The sequence below is a fragment of the Rhodanobacter sp. FW510-R10 genome (genome assembly GCF_058781105.1).
This window is the reverse complement of record NZ_JBYSWL010000002.1, coordinates 94,838-112,866: the sequence shown is the minus strand read 5'-3', so window position 1 is coordinate 112,866 and position 18,029 is coordinate 94,838. Positions and strand designations below refer to the sequence as shown.

The 18,029-nt window shown below is 64.2% G+C and carries 21 protein-coding genes; 3 read left to right on the top strand and 18 right to left on the bottom strand.

The genetic code is table 11. From position 1 onward, the window contains the following. Positions 1-104 precede the first annotated feature (104 nt). From AC3WJB_RS15775 to AC3WJB_RS15745, 7 genes are all read right to left on the bottom strand, one after another. Positions 105-761 carry a hypothetical protein gene (locus AC3WJB_RS15775; protein WP_068098654.1) on the bottom strand — a complete coding sequence of 219 codons (657 nt, stop codon included), beginning with the start codon at positions 759-761 and terminating at the stop codon, positions 105-107. Further along, entirely contained in the window at positions 761-1,867 is a 1,107-nt protein-coding gene (locus AC3WJB_RS15770; RefSeq protein WP_068098656.1) for an AAA family ATPase, read from the bottom strand. The genes AC3WJB_RS15775 and AC3WJB_RS15770 overlap by 1 nt, the downstream gene beginning before the upstream one ends. A 62-nt stretch (positions 1,868-1,929) precedes the next feature. Next, a complete protein-coding gene (locus tag AC3WJB_RS15765) occupies positions 1,930-2,787 on the bottom strand; it encodes a hypothetical protein (protein ID WP_068098657.1) in 858 nt (285 codons plus the stop codon). 259 nt (positions 2,788-3,046) lie between these two features. After that, positions 3,047-4,675, bottom strand: a complete 1,629-nt coding sequence (locus AC3WJB_RS15760) for an ATP-binding protein (protein ID WP_153037834.1) — start codon at positions 4,673-4,675, stop codon at positions 3,047-3,049. 105 nt (positions 4,676-4,780) lie between these two features. Then, entirely contained in the window at positions 4,781-5,437 is a 657-nt protein-coding gene (locus AC3WJB_RS15755) for a hypothetical protein (protein ID WP_153037836.1), read from the bottom strand. Positions 5,438-5,522: 85 nt separating this feature from the next. Continuing rightward, complete coding sequence (locus AC3WJB_RS15750) at positions 5,523-6,179, bottom strand: hypothetical protein (RefSeq protein WP_068098663.1); 657 nt, start codon at positions 6,177-6,179, stop codon at positions 5,523-5,525. 182 nt (positions 6,180-6,361) lie between these two features. Then, complete coding sequence (locus AC3WJB_RS15745) at positions 6,362-6,640, bottom strand: hypothetical protein (RefSeq protein WP_068098665.1); 279 nt, start codon at positions 6,638-6,640, stop codon at positions 6,362-6,364. Between the two features lie 102 nt (positions 6,641-6,742). Between AC3WJB_RS15745 and AC3WJB_RS15740 the strand changes: the two genes are divergently transcribed. Beyond that, positions 6,743-6,979, top strand: a complete 237-nt coding sequence (locus AC3WJB_RS15740; RefSeq protein WP_153037837.1) for a hypothetical protein — start codon at positions 6,743-6,745, stop codon at positions 6,977-6,979. Here AC3WJB_RS15740 and AC3WJB_RS15735 read toward each other — a convergent pair. The 8 genes from AC3WJB_RS15735 to AC3WJB_RS15700 all read right to left on the bottom strand — a co-directional run bounded on the left by AC3WJB_RS15735 (position 6,956) and on the right by AC3WJB_RS15700 (position 12,873). Continuing rightward, entirely contained in the window at positions 6,956-7,237 is a 282-nt protein-coding gene (locus AC3WJB_RS15735) for a hypothetical protein (protein ID WP_068098667.1), read from the bottom strand. The genes AC3WJB_RS15740 and AC3WJB_RS15735 overlap by 24 nt on opposite strands. 67 nt (positions 7,238-7,304) lie before the next feature. Further along, positions 7,305-7,535 (bottom strand): hypothetical protein, encoded by a 231-nt coding sequence (locus AC3WJB_RS15730; protein WP_068098669.1) that lies wholly within the window; start codon positions 7,533-7,535, stop codon positions 7,305-7,307. A 291-nt stretch (positions 7,536-7,826) separates the two neighbouring features. Further along, positions 7,827-9,170, bottom strand: coding sequence for a DUF8535 domain-containing protein (locus AC3WJB_RS15725; RefSeq protein ID WP_153037838.1), 1,344 nt, complete (start codon positions 9,168-9,170; stop codon positions 7,827-7,829). Positions 9,171-9,297: 127 nt separating this feature from the next. Next, complete coding sequence (locus tag AC3WJB_RS15720; RefSeq protein WP_068098673.1) at positions 9,298-10,221, bottom strand: PD-(D/E)XK nuclease family protein; 924 nt, start codon at positions 10,219-10,221, stop codon at positions 9,298-9,300. Positions 10,222-10,223: 2 nt separating this feature from the next. After that, on the bottom strand, positions 10,224-11,120 hold the full coding sequence (locus AC3WJB_RS15715; RefSeq protein ID WP_153037839.1) for a hypothetical protein: 897 nt from the start codon (positions 11,118-11,120) through the stop codon (positions 10,224-10,226). Between the two features lie 86 nt (positions 11,121-11,206). Then, positions 11,207-11,818 (bottom strand): hypothetical protein, encoded by a 612-nt coding sequence (locus tag AC3WJB_RS15710; RefSeq protein ID WP_068098677.1) that lies wholly within the window; start codon positions 11,816-11,818, stop codon positions 11,207-11,209. A 252-nt stretch (positions 11,819-12,070) separates the two neighbouring features. Beyond that, complete coding sequence (locus AC3WJB_RS15705; RefSeq protein ID WP_161487746.1) at positions 12,071-12,244, bottom strand: hypothetical protein; 174 nt, start codon at positions 12,242-12,244, stop codon at positions 12,071-12,073. A 149-nt stretch (positions 12,245-12,393) separates the two neighbouring features. Beyond that, entirely contained in the window at positions 12,394-12,873 is a 480-nt protein-coding gene (locus tag AC3WJB_RS15700; protein WP_153037840.1) for a hypothetical protein, read from the bottom strand. Positions 12,874-13,360: 487 nt separating this feature from the next. Here AC3WJB_RS15700 and AC3WJB_RS15695 point away from each other — a divergent pair, with 487 nt between their 5' ends. Both AC3WJB_RS15695 and AC3WJB_RS15690 read left to right on the top strand, forming a co-directional pair. Continuing rightward, the gene (locus AC3WJB_RS15695) at positions 13,361-14,092 is read left to right on the top strand and encodes a hypothetical protein (protein WP_153037841.1); all 732 of its coding nucleotides are present in this window, start codon (positions 13,361-13,363) and stop codon (positions 14,090-14,092) included. Then, entirely contained in the window at positions 14,092-15,825 is a 1,734-nt protein-coding gene (locus AC3WJB_RS15690) for an ATP-dependent helicase (RefSeq protein WP_068098684.1), read from the top strand. Before AC3WJB_RS15695 ends, AC3WJB_RS15690 begins: the two co-directional genes overlap by 1 nt. A gap of 50 nt (positions 15,826-15,875) precedes the next feature. On the opposite strand, the gene AC3WJB_RS15685 is transcribed toward AC3WJB_RS15690, so the two are convergent. From AC3WJB_RS15685 to AC3WJB_RS15675, 3 genes are all read right to left on the bottom strand, one after another. Further along, positions 15,876-16,604 carry an A1S_2505 family phage non-structural protein gene (locus tag AC3WJB_RS15685; protein WP_439653837.1) on the bottom strand — a complete coding sequence of 243 codons (729 nt, stop codon included), beginning with the start codon at positions 16,602-16,604 and terminating at the stop codon, positions 15,876-15,878. Between the two features lie 207 nt (positions 16,605-16,811). Next, the gene (locus AC3WJB_RS15680) at positions 16,812-17,465 is read right to left on the bottom strand and encodes an IncC plasmid conjugative DNA transfer DtrJ family protein (protein ID WP_068098686.1); all 654 of its coding nucleotides are present in this window, start codon (positions 17,463-17,465) and stop codon (positions 16,812-16,814) included. Next, positions 17,462-18,022, bottom strand: a complete 561-nt coding sequence (locus tag AC3WJB_RS15675; RefSeq protein WP_068098688.1) for a hypothetical protein — start codon at positions 18,020-18,022, stop codon at positions 17,462-17,464. The genes AC3WJB_RS15680 and AC3WJB_RS15675 overlap by 4 nt, the downstream gene beginning before the upstream one ends. Between the last annotated feature and the right edge of the window lie 7 nt (positions 18,023-18,029).

Sequence of the window (18,029 nt, the reverse complement as noted above, 5' to 3'; positions counted from 1 at the left end):
AAAGGCTCCGCCACGGCTTGACGGTGCACACTCATGGGATGTGCACGGCGAAGCGGTGGACCGGAGGAACCGGGTGCCTTGCGGCACCCGGTCTTCCGTGGACATCACATGGTCATGCGAAGTCCGGTTCTACGGTTACCCAAGCAGGCGCCGACGCGAATCGGACGTTGCAGGGCGCGAAGAGCGTAGAGGCGTTCGAGGATGGCTTCGTCAACCATCCCCTTGGCCTGCGCTTGCGCGATCAGGGTTCTCATCTCCCACGGATCGCCGTCGAGGTTTCTGACATCGACGTCGGTTCCCGCGGTCAAGGCGAAGAGCAATCCAGCGCCCGCCGCATAAGCTGCGGGAACCTCGCAGGTGAGGATGCGATCGTTGAACTTCGTGTCCAATGCGACCGACGCCCCACCAATCACCCACCAACTGGATTCGACCAGAGCCAAGTCAGACAGCTCCCTCTCTTCCAGCTTAAGGAGACGCAAGGCCTGCACGAGCCCTTCCAGCTCCAGGGTTCCCCGGATCTTGAAGCTCAGCGTGCCCTGGCTGCCGGCGTCGTCGTCCATGATGAAGTAGAACCCGCGCGCCAAAAACTCCTCCACCCGTGCGGTGACGAACGAGCCCGTGGGCTCGTTCACCAGTGCTGGCGGAAAGGTTTTTGACTTCATCCGGTTGAGGCTGGAGCCTTCCTGGACGAGAACGGATCCATCTTCCTTCACCTCGATCTGAGCGTGCTGTCCAGACTGCCTGTTGTACAGCCTGATCATCACTTGCTCCCCGCGGTACCGAAGACCAGGTCGTACAGCGCGTGCACTGTGGCCTGTTCGGCGTCCGTGAGGACGGCGGTGTAGACCGGGCGCAGTGCGTACAGCGGCACATTGAAGCCCGGCTTCTCCAGGTACTCGAACGACGAGGTCAGATCGAGCCAGTCGATCAGGTTGCGCCGGCCGAAGTCCAGCGACAGGCGGTGCGTCAAACCCTTGCCGTCCGCGAAGCCCGACATCGGGTCAGCGGCCTTGTGGATCATGTCCATGAACCTCGCATAGCCGTTCACCACGTCGGCGTCCATCTCCGGATACAACTTGGCGATGAACTCGGCCTCCTTCTCTTTGCTCGCATGTTCCATCACGAACTTGAAGAAGCGGTCCAGCACAGCGATGTTTTGCTGCCGGGTGCCGGCGTATCCCCCCGCCCGGTCCTCCATGAACATGGAGTTGCAGGTTGCGAACACGCAGAAGCCGCGCTTGGCCACGATCACTTCACCCGTTTCCGGGATCGTGTAGCGGCCGCGGTCGATCAGGTCGTTGAGCGCCGCCAATTCAGCCGGCTGCGCCAGGTCGATCTCCTCGATGATGGCCGGATAGCCACCTTCGGCCGCCTGCCACAGCGAGCCCGGTTCGACGACGATGTCCCCGCCCACGAGTGTGCGCGAGTAGACCGAGTCGGCCGAGGTCATGTTCGGCCCCCAGCTCATGCGTGCTGCCGGGATGCCTTGGCGGGCGAGCCGCTGTTCGAGGTAGGTCGACTTGCCGGTGCCCTTGGGCCCCATGATGAGCAGGCCACGGCGCGGTGCCGAGGGAAGGCGCTCCCACTCGCGGTTCAAGCACACCGTAATCATCCGATCCAGGTCGACGTTGTCGAACTGATAGTCGGGATTCAGTGGTGCCAGGTGCGGGTGGGATTCGGTGCCGGTGTAGACGTACACGCCGTTGCCGGCGTAGGCGTCCAGGCCCAGCTTGCCGAGATCGGTGGTGGCGACCTTGTAGCGTCGCTGTTCGATCGCGTTCGCCTCGTACAGCTCGGGGAACTCGGTTTGTTGCGTGGCGAGGACGGCGTCGCTCACCGTGATCGTGTTGAGGGCGGTGTTGTACATGGGTCTCTCCAGAAAAAAAGGAGAGGCCGCCCCCGAGGGGAGCGGTCTCCCCGTTGGGGTGGTCAGACGGCGATAGCCATCTGGTAGGACTGACCGAAGATTCGGTCGATGATTTCGTCGATACCGCGTTCGAGCGGGTCAACGATGGTGGTTTTCAGCCTCACTTCCTTCCGTGCGTCTTCGGCATCGAACCCGAGAGCATCGACGCACTCACGAAAGGACAGCGGCGCCTCCTGATCGGAGAGGATCCACGCGACGGCATCCTCGTTTCCGGCTTCGGCATCGAGAATAGCCTGGCGCAGTACCTTCGCATGCGGCAGTTCCGCACCGTAGGCCTTCCTGATCCACAGACGCGCCTGATTGCGCAGGACGTCCGGGTCTTGCTGGCCAACATCGACCAGTTCGCCCGTTTCCGGGTCGGGAAGCTCCATCTTGAACAGACGGCAGCACTCCTCGAACGAGAAGGTTTCCGCTGGATTGCCGCGGAACATCCAGGCGATGATCTCGGCGGCTCGTACCGACTTCCGCTCGCACATCGCCCGCAAGGTTTGCAGGCTTTCATTCAGGAGGATGGAGTGCAGACGGTACATGCCGTCCTCGCTCCAGGTGTAGCCGTTGACCTCCTCTTCCTTTCGAGCGTGAGCCCGGTAGGCGATCTTCCGCGGCGTTGCGCGGAAGGAGAGCTTGAGGCGGTACTGGCAGCCCTTGACGCGCTTGGTCTTGGGCTTGGATTGGCGATCGCGTTTGGCCCGACCACCGTCACCGAACAGGAGAAGCTGGCAAACCTCTGCCTGCTGCTGCTCGGTGATGGTGGGGGTGCGGCTGCGTCGCGTCCGGACGGAGGCGACGATACGACGGGCGCGCACCACGACAGGCGTGCGCAAGCGTGCAGCCCAGCGGGCCGCAGTCTTGGTGAACATGGGTGGAACTCCTCTGGCGAAAGGCCGAGAGGAGTCCCCGGGCGGGGATCTCGTCCCGGCCGGGTGGGTGGTGTTGCGTGCTGACTGTGACCCTCAGCGTGGGTTTACCTGCAACGCAGGTAGGAACCGTATCGAGATCGCCAGAGGAGTGGGATTCGATGGTGTAGATGTATCACAACTGCGGGCAAAAAAAAACCAGGGGCATGAGCCCCTGGTCGGTTGGTGATGACGCAAATGACTTGCGTCGAAGGTGTCGCCCTCAGGCGGCCGCCTTGATCCCCTGCAGCGCCCCGTTTTCGTCGAAGCACACGATGAAGCTGCGGCCGGCGAAGCGGGGGGACTGGTCGGTGAGTTCGTTGGCACGCTTGAGGCGCATCTCCAGGAGGTGCTCCGGCGATGTCGCCACCAGTTCCGCGTAAGCGGCTTCCAGCTTGGCGACGTCGGCGTCCTCCTCGCTGTCCTGCCATACGTCGGACCCGTCGGTGAACGAGCTCAGCAGGCGGATGCCCTGGAGGATGGCCCCGGGCTTAGTGACGTGGATGACCTTTCGCCACGATTCCTGAGGGTCGGCGAGCACGAGCATGTCCACGTCATGCGCCTCGCCCGTGGCGACGTGCGTGATGCAGATGCGCTCGACGGCCGAACACCGGACGAGGTAGTCGGTCAGTTCAACCAGCTGCGAACGCCCTTCTCCGTCGATCTCTACCTGGAAGGTGTCGTCGTCCTGCACGTCGGTAGCCGTCTTCATCAGCCAGTGGTTCTGGCTGACGTAGGCGGTGGTCTCCCAGGTGAAGCGGTCGCTGGCAGCCGTCCACGCCTGCGCTACTGCACCATCTTCATCGGGAAGGAGTACCACGCCCCTGGCCAGGATTTCCTCTTGGGAGAGGACTCCGTCCAGCACGGGACGCTCGTCTTCGCACGTCGTCCAGCCCGGGCGGCGCTGCTGCCAGTCCACGAACCACTCGCCCAGGGCAAATGGCACGTCGTCGAGCAGCTCCTTGCAGTTCCACGTGGCGCAGTGCACCGCGTGCAGCTTCAGGAAGACCCGGGGCTCCATGGTTGCCTTGATGCGCCGCAGAGTCTCCTGCGCCGCCTCCGTCAGGCCCTCTTTGATGCGCCGGCGGGCGCCGGCGGCATCGACCAGGTGCAAGCGATCGGGGAGCCGTGCGCGGAACGAGCGATCGGCATGGATCACCGTCATGCTCCCCCGGTGACGATCGGCTTCCACCGGTAGCCCTTGGACGTAGATCGTGCCCAGGGCATCGGACAGGCTCAGGCGAACCTTGCCGATGCTTGTGGTGATGAACGAGTCGTCCACGGCGTGCGGTCGCGGCAGAAGCGTGCCGTTGAAGGCTACCGGTACCGGGAACCCCCGTGCCGCATTGGCAAGCAGGTTCGCCACGCGTGCGGACTGATACTCGCGGTTTGCGGGATCCACGCCTTGGGTCTTGAACCCGTACAGCGTCACCGTGGTCCCCGCTTCTTCCCGGGTGACCGGTACGACAGCGACGACGTCGCCGGCGAGCACGTGTTCGGTCATGGCAATGAAGCCCTGGCCGCTGTTGTTGGCCGTCCGCGTGGCGACCCGAATCGAATCGCATGCGTAGACCGCGGCAAGGAAACCCAGACCGAACGGCCGGTCTTCCTCGATCACGTCTGCTGTCCACTCGGATGTTGCCTTGAGCAGCAGCTGCTGCAGGTCCTCGATCCCGTGGCCGTTGTCGGCGACGGACAACGTCTCGCCGTCGAAGGTCACCTCGATGAGCGTAGCGCCAGCCCGGCGGGCGTTCTGGAGCAGCTCGCCGTAGACGCTCGCCGGCGAGAATGCCTCGCGGAGATTCTGGAACAAGGCCCGTTCGTCTGCCTGCAGTCGGATGGTATGGGTCATGATGGATTCCTCGAAGTGAAACGCCACGGCGCAAGGCACGTGGCGTGTGGGGGTGGTTGGTACAGGTAGGTTGCCGACACTTTCGCGCCGGCGAAGTTGTGACGCTTACGCCGCCCGCCGTTGGTAGTTAGGCAGAAGCGCATCGACGTAGCCCAGGTCATTGAGCGTGACCGAAAGTTCCGGGAAAGCGCGGGCCAAGGCATGCACATGGGCAAGCATCTGAATGATGTTGTCCGCGTCATTGTCCTGCGGCGTGAGCCGGATGGCCTTGCGTTCGTAGGAGTAGGGCTCGATGCGTCCCTCATTAGCGAGGGACTGGAAGAACGCCGTCTGGGTCAGTGCGTCATCGGCGCGATCCAGCACGACCTTGGCGTGCAACAGGGGCATCAGGCCGTCCCATCCGCCCGTCGCGTTGGTGAGCAGGCGGCGGTACTTCCGGATGTACTGCTCAGCGATGATGTCTCCTGATGGGCCACGTGTGCCCATGCAGACCCCGCCGCTTTCGGCGGAAGCCGACATGCTCGCGACGCGTTCCATCACGTCATCGTGGCCGCCCAGTACAGCCAGCATCCACGTGCGAGCCAGGACTTCGCGCTCGCGGCCGTCGATGCCCCGCTTCATGGTGGTGACGTTGGAGTCGCCACCTTCGACGAGGACGACGTAGAGCTTGGCCGGAACGTTCTCCGGGAGCTCGACGCCGGCAGCGACGGCGGTGGTATCGACGACGATCGCCGCATGGCGATATTCGAGAAAACTGCTCATGGTGATCTCCTGCAAGGTGATCGCCGAGCACGCCACACCCATGCGGGCAGTGATCGTGCCCGGCGAGGGGTGGTGGAAGGAAGGGTTAGAACAGCGACGCCATGGCAGGCGCCGTGATCTCGGTCAGCCGTTGCTGGCTCACCGGGTCGAGGGTGACGGTGGAGTGGCTCAGGTCTGCGATCTTGACCAGACCGAAGGCGTCCGTTTCGAGGTCGGCTCCGGACGCGGCCTGGCTAAGCGCCATGTCGAGTTCAAAACCATCGCCACGACGGGTCGGGGTCCAGCCACGCGCGGCAAACCATGCCTGGTCGGGGCCGTCCTTTCCGTCGTAGTAGGCAAACGAAGCGTGCAAGCGAAGGCCAGAGAGAACCTCTAGCGCTTCGCGTCCCGTGAGGGCATCGGCCAGCGCCTTGCGGTGCATGGCGATGTAGTCCTCCGGAAGGATCGCATTCCCGGCACCGGCCTCGCCCACCGTGAGGTAGCTACGAACGGTGTCCATGGAGCGATAGCAGAACGTCTGCATCTGTCGGTACTGCGGCAACGCCGCATGGAGCGTCCAGGTGGGTGCCTGCCCGGTCACCTCTTCGAGGAGGAAGCTCAGGCGGACGGCCTGCCCGGGGTAGGCAATGCTGTAGCCCATGCCGGGCCACAGCGCGTCGATCTCGTGCTCGAGATGCTGGACATCCACTCGCAGGTGGAGGTGCCGGCGCTCGATGCGTGGGGTCGTGTTTACGGTGTGCATGACGATTCCTCGGGGTAAGCGCCCGACGGACTCGCTGCCCGACGGGCAGGAGCCCGTGGGCGGGTGGTGGTGTGCCGACTGTGAGCTTCGGCGTAGCTTCGACCTGCAACGCAGGTGGAAAGGTCTTTCCCATGCAGAGCGCCGCATGGGAAAGACCTCTCCCGGGTGGGAGAGGTGCTGGGTCAATCCGTGGCCGGTTCCATCTCGGGGATCTGGCTGACGATCGCGTAGTAGGCCATCCACGCGTTGATCGCCGCCGGCGCCGCCGCGAGGGCCGCATCGGTGTTTGCATACGGGCCGTGCACGAAGGACGGGGCGAACCCCATCGTGCCCTTCTCGCGCGCAACCACGGCCATGTAGAGGCCGTGCGGCCGGTGGTCTTCTTCCAGGTACTGGGCGGTGGTCTTCACCTCCCAGAGCTGATCGCCCGTAGGTTGCCACGTGTCGTGTTGGTGGATCATGGTGAGTCCTCAGTGGACAGCCGCGTTGCCTCGTGGCTGAGTTGGGTTGCTGGGTGGGCGGCGTGTCGGTAGGCTTGGCGCCCCGCATGGAGGCCTGCCTTTTTGAAACGACGCGATGATGGGTTGCTGGAACTGGATGCCGCCGAGCGGACACTATTCGGTGCGTTCGTGCGACCTGACGTCCCTCCGATCCTGTCCGCTCAGGAACTGGCGCGGTGGATCGAAGAAGCGCGATCGGCGATGACACCGGCTACACGGCCCGATCACTTCATCGTGCTCGGGCTCATGGCGCAGCTGGCCGACGAAGCCGGCGTGTCAGTGCTTGCGGGGCGTTGTTAGCACCGGCGCAACTTGCACGCGGCACTCCTCGTACAGTTCCGGGCACTGGCTCATGATCTTGGGCGTGGCCTCCATGATCGCCATTACACGGCGGGCGATGCGGAGATCACTGCGCACCACGTCGATCAGGATGGCCAGGCCACGTTTGATGTCCGGCGTGTCGCCGAAAATCACCAGGATCATGGCCTCGGCCATTTTTCGCGTAACGGCGCCGTCGCTCCACAGCTCGTCCTGCCGCGGCTTGCGTTCGTAACTCATAGGATTTCCTTCTTGAACGACGGATCACTCCCCTGCGGGAGTGACCCGCGTGGGTGGTGGTGGTCGCTCAACCCGCCAGGTGTCGGGATGGGTTCCGTGCAAAGCGCAACTTGCCGTTGACGGCGCGCGTGAGGATCTCGCCCTCAGCGGCCTCGAAATACGACTGCGCCTTCACAGCCGTGGTCTCGCCGCGCAGGACATGCAGCACCTCATCGAGGGCGGCGTGTCGCTGCAACAGCTCGTCGTTATCCAGAGTCGTGAAGGAAGCAAAGTCGAAGTCAGGCGTCATAAGTGACATGGGGTATCTCCAGCTCGGCGTGCCGACCGAGTAAGAAAGATGGAACTCCCCGTGGCACGGCGGGGAGGTTGTGACCCGCCGATGCAGACGCATGCCCGCGCGGGCATGATCGTCCCGGCTGGCAAGGTGGTGAAACGCAATGAGCCGCGGCGAGGCGCCGTGGCAAAAAGAGGTGTTACTGGGTGGCTGTCTCGAAGGACAGGTTCGGCCGTGAGGTGGGCCTCGTCACCAGAGGGTGCTTGCGCACCGCTCGTAAAGCTGTCGTAACGCTATCCAGTCGGCCAGAACCTGTCAATGGGTTTTGGCGTTCCGCGCGACGATGGCTGTCAGCATGCGCTGGAGTTTGACCGGGTCGTCACCAGGGTGATGTTCCACCAGAGCAATCACGCCGGGGAGCTGGCGCATGCGCGGATGCGTGCGCGCCTTGGAAGCGAGATAGTCCGGGTCGTTCGTCATCCCCATCGTCTCGACCAGGATGCGTTTACGATCAGGGAGCCACAAGATGAAGTCGGGGTGGCAGGCGGTGCCATCGGCCAACAGTTCGGGAAACAGTGGCTTCTCCAACTGCACCTTCAGACCCAGCCCGTTCTCGCGCGCCCAGTACGTCATCTGGGCCAGCAAGAGCTCGGCGGTTTCGCGCTCGAGCGCGCTGTCCACCGGCAGGAGTACCGATTTACTCAGGCACGGGTGCGCGTAGGCGTTCACGACGACATAGCGGTTCTCGCCCTTGGGCTTGGCGACCTGCGCGATCGCCCAATACGGCCCTTGCTGCCCCGACGTGCGACCCGGCAGTTTGACGCTGCCTCGCACGCCGACAACGGCGGCGCGGTTCTCCGCGCCGCCCTGCCAGACCAGTTGGCCCTCGTTCGCCGAGACCCTGGCCACCTCGTGCACCACCCCGACGAACAGGCCTTGAGGCCGCAGGTTGGCCGGGAACTTCGCTTCCAAACCGGACATCGTGTGCAAGAGCCTCGGCAAAGCCGGCAGGTACGTGCAGCCAACATCGCGGAAGCGCAGTCCGGGTGCGACCTCGCGCCCACGCAGCGCATCGAGGCCGGCATACGAATCCTTGAGCCGACTGCGAGCGGGCTGGTCGCGCGCGGTCACAATGTCGTCGGGCGATACGACGGTGTAGTCCGCATCGGTCAGTGCGGTGAAGAGAAGACGCGCGATCGCAGGGACGTTGCTGGCGGTGCTGTGCGGCGCTTCGCCGGATGTCTTTGGCGCCGGTGCGGAGACATCGCTGGCCGGCTGGCGCAGGAGCAGCCAAGGCCCGGCCGCGGTACTGGCGACCGCCGTTGGCGCCGGCCCCTCGTGTTTTCCTTCCGCTTGGCTGGCTTCGACCCAGAACGGGCAATCGGCGGCGTGCGGCGTCTCGCCGTGGCGCCACACATGGATCTGTCCTTCCCGAAGGCGCGGCGCCATCAGCGGCGGCGGATCAGCATCCTCGCCGGCACAAGCGCAGGCCAGCCAGTGCTGGTGGTCGCGCAGATCCATCAGCGCCGTCGTGGCCGCCTGCCTCTCGTCATCGGAGGGGTGAGGGTCGTTGCCAAAGCAGCGCACGAGTGCAACGGTCACTGCGCCGGGCAAAGGGCGCAGAACCGCGTGGCGATCATGGACGTTGAGCGTGGTCATGGCATGCCTCGTAAATGACCTGGTTCCAGCACACCGACAGGGTGTGCTCGAAAAAGGCCACTCAAAAGAGTGGCGAAATTGGAGGTTCCAGACAACGGCGTTTTCTGTCGTCGCCTGGGGGTGGTTATCACTGCCGTTTACGCGGCGGGCGGACGATGAGGCCGTCGCGCGCGCCAGAAAGGCAGAAATTTTTGAACTCACATAGACTGCACGGGCTGTTATAGGCATCCAGGCTGCGCTTGGCGAATCGCTTCCGACGGATGTCGTCGGCGACCCACAGGCGAGACTGGATGTACTCCTCGATCTGCTCCGGCGTGCGGGCATCGACCAGGTGGACGGGGGCGATGACCGGGCCTTCGCCGCGCTTGCTGGTCGGCACGGGACGCTTGATCGCGTTCAAGAACCCTAGCTTCTCGACGCGCTCGATCCCGAGCTCTTCGGCATGCGCTTCGACGACCAATTGCTGGCCGGTCAGCTGTCCCGAGGCGATGGCAAACCCTTCCGGGCAATCGGCACTGGGCGTCTTCACGTCCATGATGCCTACCTGCCCTTCCGGTGTCATGACCATCAGGTCGAGGATCGCGGTGTAGACCACGTTCCTCGGAAGCTTCACACGCAGCTCGCGCTGGATGATCGGCTTGCCCTCGCGATCCAGCATGACGCTGAAACCCGAGTCCTTCCACCAATCGACGAAGCGGGTAACCAACAGCTCTCCCGTCTCGACGATGGCTTCCTGGCCCTTCCAGCGCGTGCTGATCTCAACCACGTGCTCGGAGGCCCATGTCGTATACGTCTCCGTGAACGCCGACACGACGTCGACGTCGTGGCCGTACACGTCCCCCACAAGGAAGGCAGACACGGCCTCGTCGAACGCCCTGCCGAAGCCAAGATTCACCGATTCCGCCTGCGACTGCAGGCGATCCCGATAACGGTAGGCGTACGCGGCAGGGCACTTCTCCATCAAGGTGCTGGAGGAGTGCGAGAGGTAAACCACATCCTCGGCCACCGGCAAGGTGGTCACGGATGTCTGCGGCGCAGTTGCTGCGGACATACTCATTCCTCCTCGGCGGTGGTGGTTGGCGTGGGCTTGCGGGTGGTGGTGCACAGCTCCCGATAGGTCACCCGCAGGTGCTCTGCCGAATCGAACTGTGCGGGCAGCGTGACGCCCTTGCTACGCGCGCGGGAGATCGCCTGTCGGACCAGCGCCGGCTGCAACTTGTCCCCGTTCAGAGCGGTGTCGCCCGGTTCGGGATCGGTGGTTGCCGCCGTTGCCGCTGGCGCTGCCGGCTGTGATGCCGCCGGAACCGCCGAGACGGTGGTTGCAGGCGCGGACGACGTGTCCTGGCTTGCCGGTGCATCCTTCGCATCGGCCGGGGCCAAAGCCTCGGCCTCGGCCTCGGCGAGGATCTCCTTTGCCTTCGCAGGCAGGTGTGCCGTGCCGCTTCCGATGGCAACCGCCGAAGCGGTGGTGGCCTTCGTTGCAGCCTTCTGTATCGCGGGAACGGCTACCTCGATCTCGCCCGAGGCACCAGGCAGGCCCAGTGCCTCGTACAGCCGCCCTCGGGCCAACGTCTCGCCTTCCTGGTGGGAAGACAGACTGTTGATGACCTTGAGGTAGCTGGCCGTGGCCAGCGTGCGGTTGTTGGGGTCGATCAGTCGCGCCGTGAACTTCACCGTCGGCTGGTTGGCCATCCGCTGTCCGCCCTGTCCGTCCGGCACAAGCGTGTCCGGATCAGGCAGATCGAAACCGCCGGATTCGGCCACCACGTCAATGCAGTAGCCATCGAGCGGTGAGAACTTCTCCAGCACGTACGGCGTGCGTTGATGCACGCCGAAGGACTGAACAGGTACGCCGTCCCGAAGCACCGGTTGGCCGGCACGATCGTAGATCGCGCGAACCTCGCCCTCAGCGGGTGTGATGCCTGCGAACAGGCCACGGGTAATTTGCATGGTGATCTCCTTGGTCGAGCCCAGGCGAACCTGGTGTCCTTACTCGACTGCGTGTAATGCCCGGACAGGGCGTATGGGTAGAAGGGTTACCAGCTGACCGGCTCGAAGTGCGTCTCGAAGCCGTCCTCCGGAATGCAGGCTGCCCGGTTGCGGGTGGCCTGATCATCCTTGCCGTCGGCGCGCGACGGACGGGATGGCCGCAGTGGTGTGTGCTTGCCGCCGTGCTGCGGCCGAGGGGCCTGAGCACGAGGTTCCGGTGCAGCTTGTCGTTGGCGCGACGGTTCGGGGGGCGGTGCGGCCTCGGCTTTGGGTTCCTCGGGAACCGGCGGCGTGACCTCCTCGGCGGGCGCCTCCACGAGCACGTTCACCGTGTGGGCACGGATGAACTGCCAGTAGCGGCGACCAGCGGGGCCGTCCTCTTCGTCGACGAGTTGCTCACCGACGATCAGGACGCGAGCGCCCTTCTTCAGTTTCTCCTCGAAGTAGGCATGCCCACCTTCGGATGCACTGAATTTGACGTTGAACCAGGTCACCCTGGTGCGGACGTCCCTACCGACGCGGTAGGACTTGCGGCAACCGATGCGAAAACGGCATCGGTACATGGGATTGGCGTCGTCTTGCGACGGTGCCAGGAACTGTGCGTCCTCCTTCAAAAATCCAGACATGGTGTGTGTGTTGGTGTCATTGATCGCGGTCATGGACCACTCCCAATCAGTCGGTGGCTCGTCTTGCGTCGAGCGGATGGTCTCTGCCGTCCCAGTAGAACAGCCCTGGTGACGACGAGAAGGTGATGCGGGAATTGAAGGCTCCCACTGGCCTTTTTGGTGGCGATTGCCACGAAAACCTGATTTCGACAACGTCGCTCCTCCGTCGCGCACGGTGCGCGCATGGAAAAACACCCGGCAGGGGTCACCTACCGGGTGTTTGGGGGTCAAGCGTTGCGCCTCGCGTCATGCGGCAGGCGCCATCGGCACGGTTTCGCGGATGTTCTCCATGAAACCGGCGCGACGCGCCCAGCGCATGATCGCGCCCGGCTCGATGCTCTTTTCCGAACGGCGGATCAGCTCCTCTGCCGTCGGTCGAGCAAGCCCATTGCGGCGCTCGTTGTCTTGCGAAATGACCATGATGTATCTCCGTCGGTTGAGGGGCCAAGTCCCCTCCCAAACGGCCGCAGCGCAGCGGCTTGGGAGGAGACTTGACGCCTCAAGACGAGGGAAAGGGATCAGCCCTGCACCGGGACACACGGCGTACCGTGTGTCCCGGAGTGGGTGGGCTACTTGCTGCAGCTGTCGACTGGCGACACGCCACTGGCTGCGGCATCGACGCGAGCGTCGATGGACGCGGTGTTGCCACGAGCGTAGGCCAGCACGCTAACCGTGCAGGAGACCTGATGATCCGCGAGGTCGCGAGCCGCCTTTGCACCGTGAACAGCTTTTCCCACGAGAGCAACGACGAACAGACCGAACGCAATACCGATGATGTAACGCATGGTGAGCTCCAAGCCCGCTGTGCCGAACGGGAAAAGAAAAAAACCTCCCCGTGGCACGTCGGGAAGGAAAAAAACTTCCCGAGCGCACATGCGTATCCCGAAGGATGACGATGCACCCTCGGGGTAATAGAAGACTGCGCAGACGTCGCCGTGATAAGCGCGCTGCCCGAAGGCATGATCTGCGGAGGTGTTGCGTGCCTGCGGGTGCCGGTGACCAAAGGTCACATCGGGCGATACGCGAGACAGGAGCACACCACGATCCACGCGACACCATCCGGAGCTGTCCGGGGTGCGAGGATCGAAGTACATACGTCGGGGGTCACGTCATTCCCGTGGGAATGGGCGCACGCACGCACACGCATGGCTGGCGAAGGCCAGGCTCTGATGGCAGCTGAGGCTGCTTGGGATCGCGCACGCTGGAAGCAGTGGCGAAAGACGTCGGCACGAAGGCCGTGAGTTGAAGCAGAGACCTGTGTCGAGCACAGGAACGGTCGGGATTAGAGAGTGGACCTCGTCACTCTATCGAGACATGCAAAGCATGCTCGTCAAAACGATGGGGTGAGGTTATGGGCTGGATCGCGTGGCTGTCAAGGGCTTTTGCGCGCGCCGGCGAAAATCGCGCGAAAGGCACGCCGCGACGCCTTCGATCTTGCGTCGCCACCGGAAACGGCGCGGCGTAACGCGGTCAATTTGCCACGGCGCACGGGTAGCGGCTCTCGACAATGGCCCTACCCTAGCCGAGGAGTACACCATGAGTACCGAGCAAGCCCAGGCGGCAGTGCCCGCCGACACCGCACCTGCGCGACCCACGCATGATCGAGCCGCCGCTGCCGCTGCCAAGCGTCGCCGCCGAGAGGACGAAGCCACCTGGCGCCCGGATCACTCGACACCGTTCTGGATGTACAAGCTCAACCTCAAGACGGACAAGGCGGCCTACGTCTACCACATGGCCCTGGTCAAAGCGCAGCAGTCCCTCTACTTCTTCTATCACACGCTTCCCGACAACGTGGACGTGGTGGCCGCTGCGGAGAAGGACATCGAAAGCCGCTTCGAGCTGATCGAGAAGCAGATGGGCGACGAGCTCGCACGCATCAGGGCGCTGGCTGACTCCGTCGCTGCCACGCCGCCGACCGCCTACACCAAGGTCGAAAGCTTCGAGGTTGCCATGTACACACCCGAGGCCCGTCGCTTCGCGAGCATGGTCGAAACCTTTGACACCTTGGTACAGACACTGGACGTGCTCTGGTTCGCCGCGGCGATCAATCGCCGCACGAAGAGCCAGCTGGTGCAGCAGTACCGCAACTTGCTGGTGGCGTTCGCGCGCGAGATCTACGTCAAGAGCCGCCGCGCAAAGAATGCGGTGCGCGAGAATCGCATGCTGCGTGACGCCGAGCGCATCGAGCGGGCCAAGGCCAAGATCGAGGGCGTCAAGCCGGTCGAGGCGGACACCGAGGTCGAGGCCCAGGCACTGGCCGTTGCCTGATGCTCAACGCCGCGCAGGAGCAAGCGGTTCGGATGCAGGGGCATTGCCTGGTCACGGCGTGCCCAGGCTCCGGCAAGACCAAGGTGCTTGAACACCGCGCGGCGCATCTTTTATCCGATCCGGAAGCCAACGTCCTTGGCGTCACCTTCACGGCCGAGTCGGCCGCCGAACTGGAGCACCGGATCCGCCAGCAGGTGCCGCGCGCCGGCAGCCGCCTGGTCACCGGAACCTTCCACGCGCTCAGCCGCAAGATGCTCCTCAAGGCGAACATCCGACTTCGCCTCATCAATGACTTTCAACAGACCGACCTTCTGCGGCGCGCCTACCGCGACACGATGGATCCGAGTCTGCAGATCACCTTCGACGACGCGCGTGCCTATGTCGACCGGATCAAGGCCCAGGTCGATCCGGTGCTGCCAAACCACGACCTTGAACCGTGCGTCGACATCTACCTGCGCTACCAGGAGTTGCTGCGCCAAACCGGCTCGGCCGACTTCGCCGACCTGATGCTTCTGGCAGTGCGCGGCATGCGCGACGGCAGTGTCCCGGCGTACAAGGCCACGTACATGCTGGTGGACGAGTTCCAGGACACCGACGCCGTGCAGTTTGCGTGGATCCGAGAACACATTCGCCAGGGGTCGGCCGTCACTGTCGTCGGCGACGATGACCAGTCGATCTACGAGTGGCGCTTCGGGATGGGCTACCAGGGCATGGAGGATTTCCGGCGCCTGACGCAGGCCTCGCACGTGAGTCTGGACACGACCTACCGTTGCGCGCGGGAGATCATGGAGCCCGCGGCGCGCCTGATCGCCTTCAACACCGAGCGCGTGCACAAGTCGCTCAACACGGCCAACAAAACCAAAGGCTCCGTGCAGGTCAAGCCGTTCGCCGACAAGGAGGAGGAACGCTCGGCCATCGCCCAGGCGATCGTCGCCTCTGGCAAGCCCGGCACGTGGGCCGTGCTCGCACGCACCAACGCGCAACTTGAGTTCGTGGAACAGTTCATCGCAGGCCGACTGCCCGTGATCCGTTCGGGCGGCACCTCGTTCTGGGAGCTGCGCGGGCCAGCGATGTACCTGTCGCTCTGCCGCGCGCTTTGCAACGGTGCCATGGGCGATCTCGATCCGGTCCTCAAGCGCTCCGGTATCTCCGAGAGCCGCATTGAAGCGATGCACGCTGAGTACCGCAGCCGCGAGGCCGGCGCCGTCCAGCGATTCCTCGCCGCCAAGAAGGGCGGCTCCTCCAAGGACCCCGAGGATCGTCTTCGCATCCTCATGAACCAGTGGCGCGCGATGCTGGCCAGCGGCGAGACGAACCTCGCGCTGCACGGCGTGGCCCACTACATGAAGACCAGCGTCCGTCTCTACGAGCGTGACCGCCGGCCCGAAGACCAGGTGAAGGACAACCTGCGCACGGACAACTGCGCGGCCGCGCTGGCGCGCATCCACGGATCGCTCCAGCAGCGCCTGCTCCTGCTCCAGCAGGAATCAAAGAAGGATGGCGAGGCGGTACGCCTGATGACCTTTCATTCGTCGAAGGGGCTGGAGTTCCCGAACGTCTGGATCATGGGCTGCGAGGAAGGAGTGATCCCCTCCAGCAACAGCCCGCTGGAAGAGGAGCGGCGCCTGTTCTACGTGGGTATGACGCGCGCAAAGAGCAGCCTCACCCTGTCCTATGTCATCAACGAGAAGGCACCGGTCTCCCGGTTCCTCAAGGAAGCTGACCTCCTCTGACGACTGGACGGCCGGGCGCCGGATCGGTAGGCCGGCGCCCTTGCTCGAAGTCAGGTCGGCACCACCCGTACCTGCAGGCGATCGTTCCGCGCTATCTCGATCATCGCGCGCGTGCCGGGCGAGGTACCGTCCCAGAACGCGACCAGATGCGAGGCAAGAAAGCTCATGTGCTGATTACGGATCATGCCGGCGGCACGGCCGTACCGATCCCAGTCGGCCGGCTCGCGCATCAAACTCAGCCCTCGATCGACCGCGTACCGCTCGCCCAGGGTGTCGGCGCCGCGCGCTCCGCCGCTGAGTATGATCGTCTCCTGGTCCAGCCGGGCCAACAGCCTGTCCAGCGACCAGGCAAGATGCGCCCCGTCGTTAAACGACCGGCTGCCGGCGACGATCACTCGTGCCGGCAGACCAGGGTCGAGCAAGCGCTGCCACTTGTACGGTAGTCGGCAGTTCGATGGCGAGTCAGCGAAAAGCGGCGCGATTGTCTCGTCGGGATAGCCGGCCAGGCCGCACCCGATCGCGGACACGTCAAACCGAAGGCTCGCATGCTCCCGGGCATAAGCCAGGAAGGCTGCCACCTCCGCGGCGATTGCTTTGACGGGAAGTACATGCAACGCCTCGTCCTTTGTCGGGATCGCGTAGCTTTGACCGGCCGGGCCGCTGCCTTGTCCCATGCGGGCTCCCCGCCAACGCGCCGCGAACGCCGCAGCGCCGCGACCATGCCTACCGGCCCGATTGGAACCGAATACGAGTACGGGATCGGCCCACCCGTGATTCACGGCGGTCGAGGTTGGCCGTGTACTTCCGCCGGCTTTGTCGGAGATCAGGTCGGAGCCTGCCACGGATGCTTCCTGTTGTGGTCTCGTGGGCGACCCACCGCCTGTGGGCGAGTCACTGTTCGCAACGGGAGTGTCAACGTAATGCAGCCTGATGCAAGGCAAAGAACACCACGGAACCGTGATGTCCTTGGTGCACCACCTTCGGCGCTAGGCCCGCTTCGCGAAATGCGCGATCGTCAGCCACAGGGCTGCGCTGATCCCCACGATGATGATCGGCGCCGCCAAAGGGTGGATCCGCATTGGCGAGAGCAACAGCAGGATGGACAGCAGAGGCAGCGCTACCATGGCGTGCCGCGCAGCCACGTAGAGCGTGGGGGACGCCATGCCGAACGTCAGCGCCTTCACCTTGCGCATGACCACGCCGTCCACGGCGCAGGGAATCGCCACCACCAGGGCGAACTTCCACCAAAGCCCCACCACGCAAAGGCGCACGATGAGCTGGTAGAGCAGCGACCAGGCGACGTTGAGGCGCGCCGCCGCCCACTCGCGAACCGGCTTGATGAGACGGTTGATGCCGGCATCGCCTTCGTCATGTTCCACGCCCGGCGTGAAGATCTGATAGGACGCCTCGATCACGCGCGAGTGGACGAACGTCGGGTACCAGACTGCCTTGGCGGCGGCCTCGGCCTCGCCGGCGGCAACTGCGCCCAGCACGGCATGCGTGCCTGCCCGCTCCAGCTGGATCTCCCGCTCGATCCAGCTTTCCTTCACCAGGGCAACGTAGAGGATCGCCCAAATGGTGACGAAGATCAGGCCCCACTTCCACAGGGCCAGTTCTCGTCCGGTGGCTGTCGAACTCACGCGGCTTCTCCCAGTCGGTGCTCGACGACGCGATGGCGCGCGTCGCCACTGACGTAGCGCATGTCGCGCGGATTGAGGACACGGTAGGCAATGGTTGCGGCGAACCGACGTGGGCTATAGAGCTCGTAGGCGTCCCCCTGCAGCACGCGCACGCTCGCCTGGCCATGGCGATCCATCCATTCCAGTAGCGGAAGGTCGGTGGTGGGGTTCCAGCGCTGCTCGTCCGTCCCGATTTCCAGCTCGAGGAGTCGGCTCACGTTCGCCACCAGGTGCGACACAAACACCGCGACAGCGACGTCGCCCTTCATAGCCGAGGCGGCCTGGACTGCATCGCGAAGGCAGTACTCCGCAACGCTCGTTCGGGTGTATGGATAAACGACTCCTGGCGGCACCAGCCAGACGAGGCGCAAGGCCGCCTCGTGGATGGTCGGCATGCGCTCAAAAAGATCGTTGGCCACATCCGTCATGCGCAGAGCGTCCATCAGGGTGTCGAGCATCGCGCGCGCGTCGTCCGGCGGCGTGATTGCGGTCGGGGCGATCTGTTCCTTGCTGAGCATGGGGTCT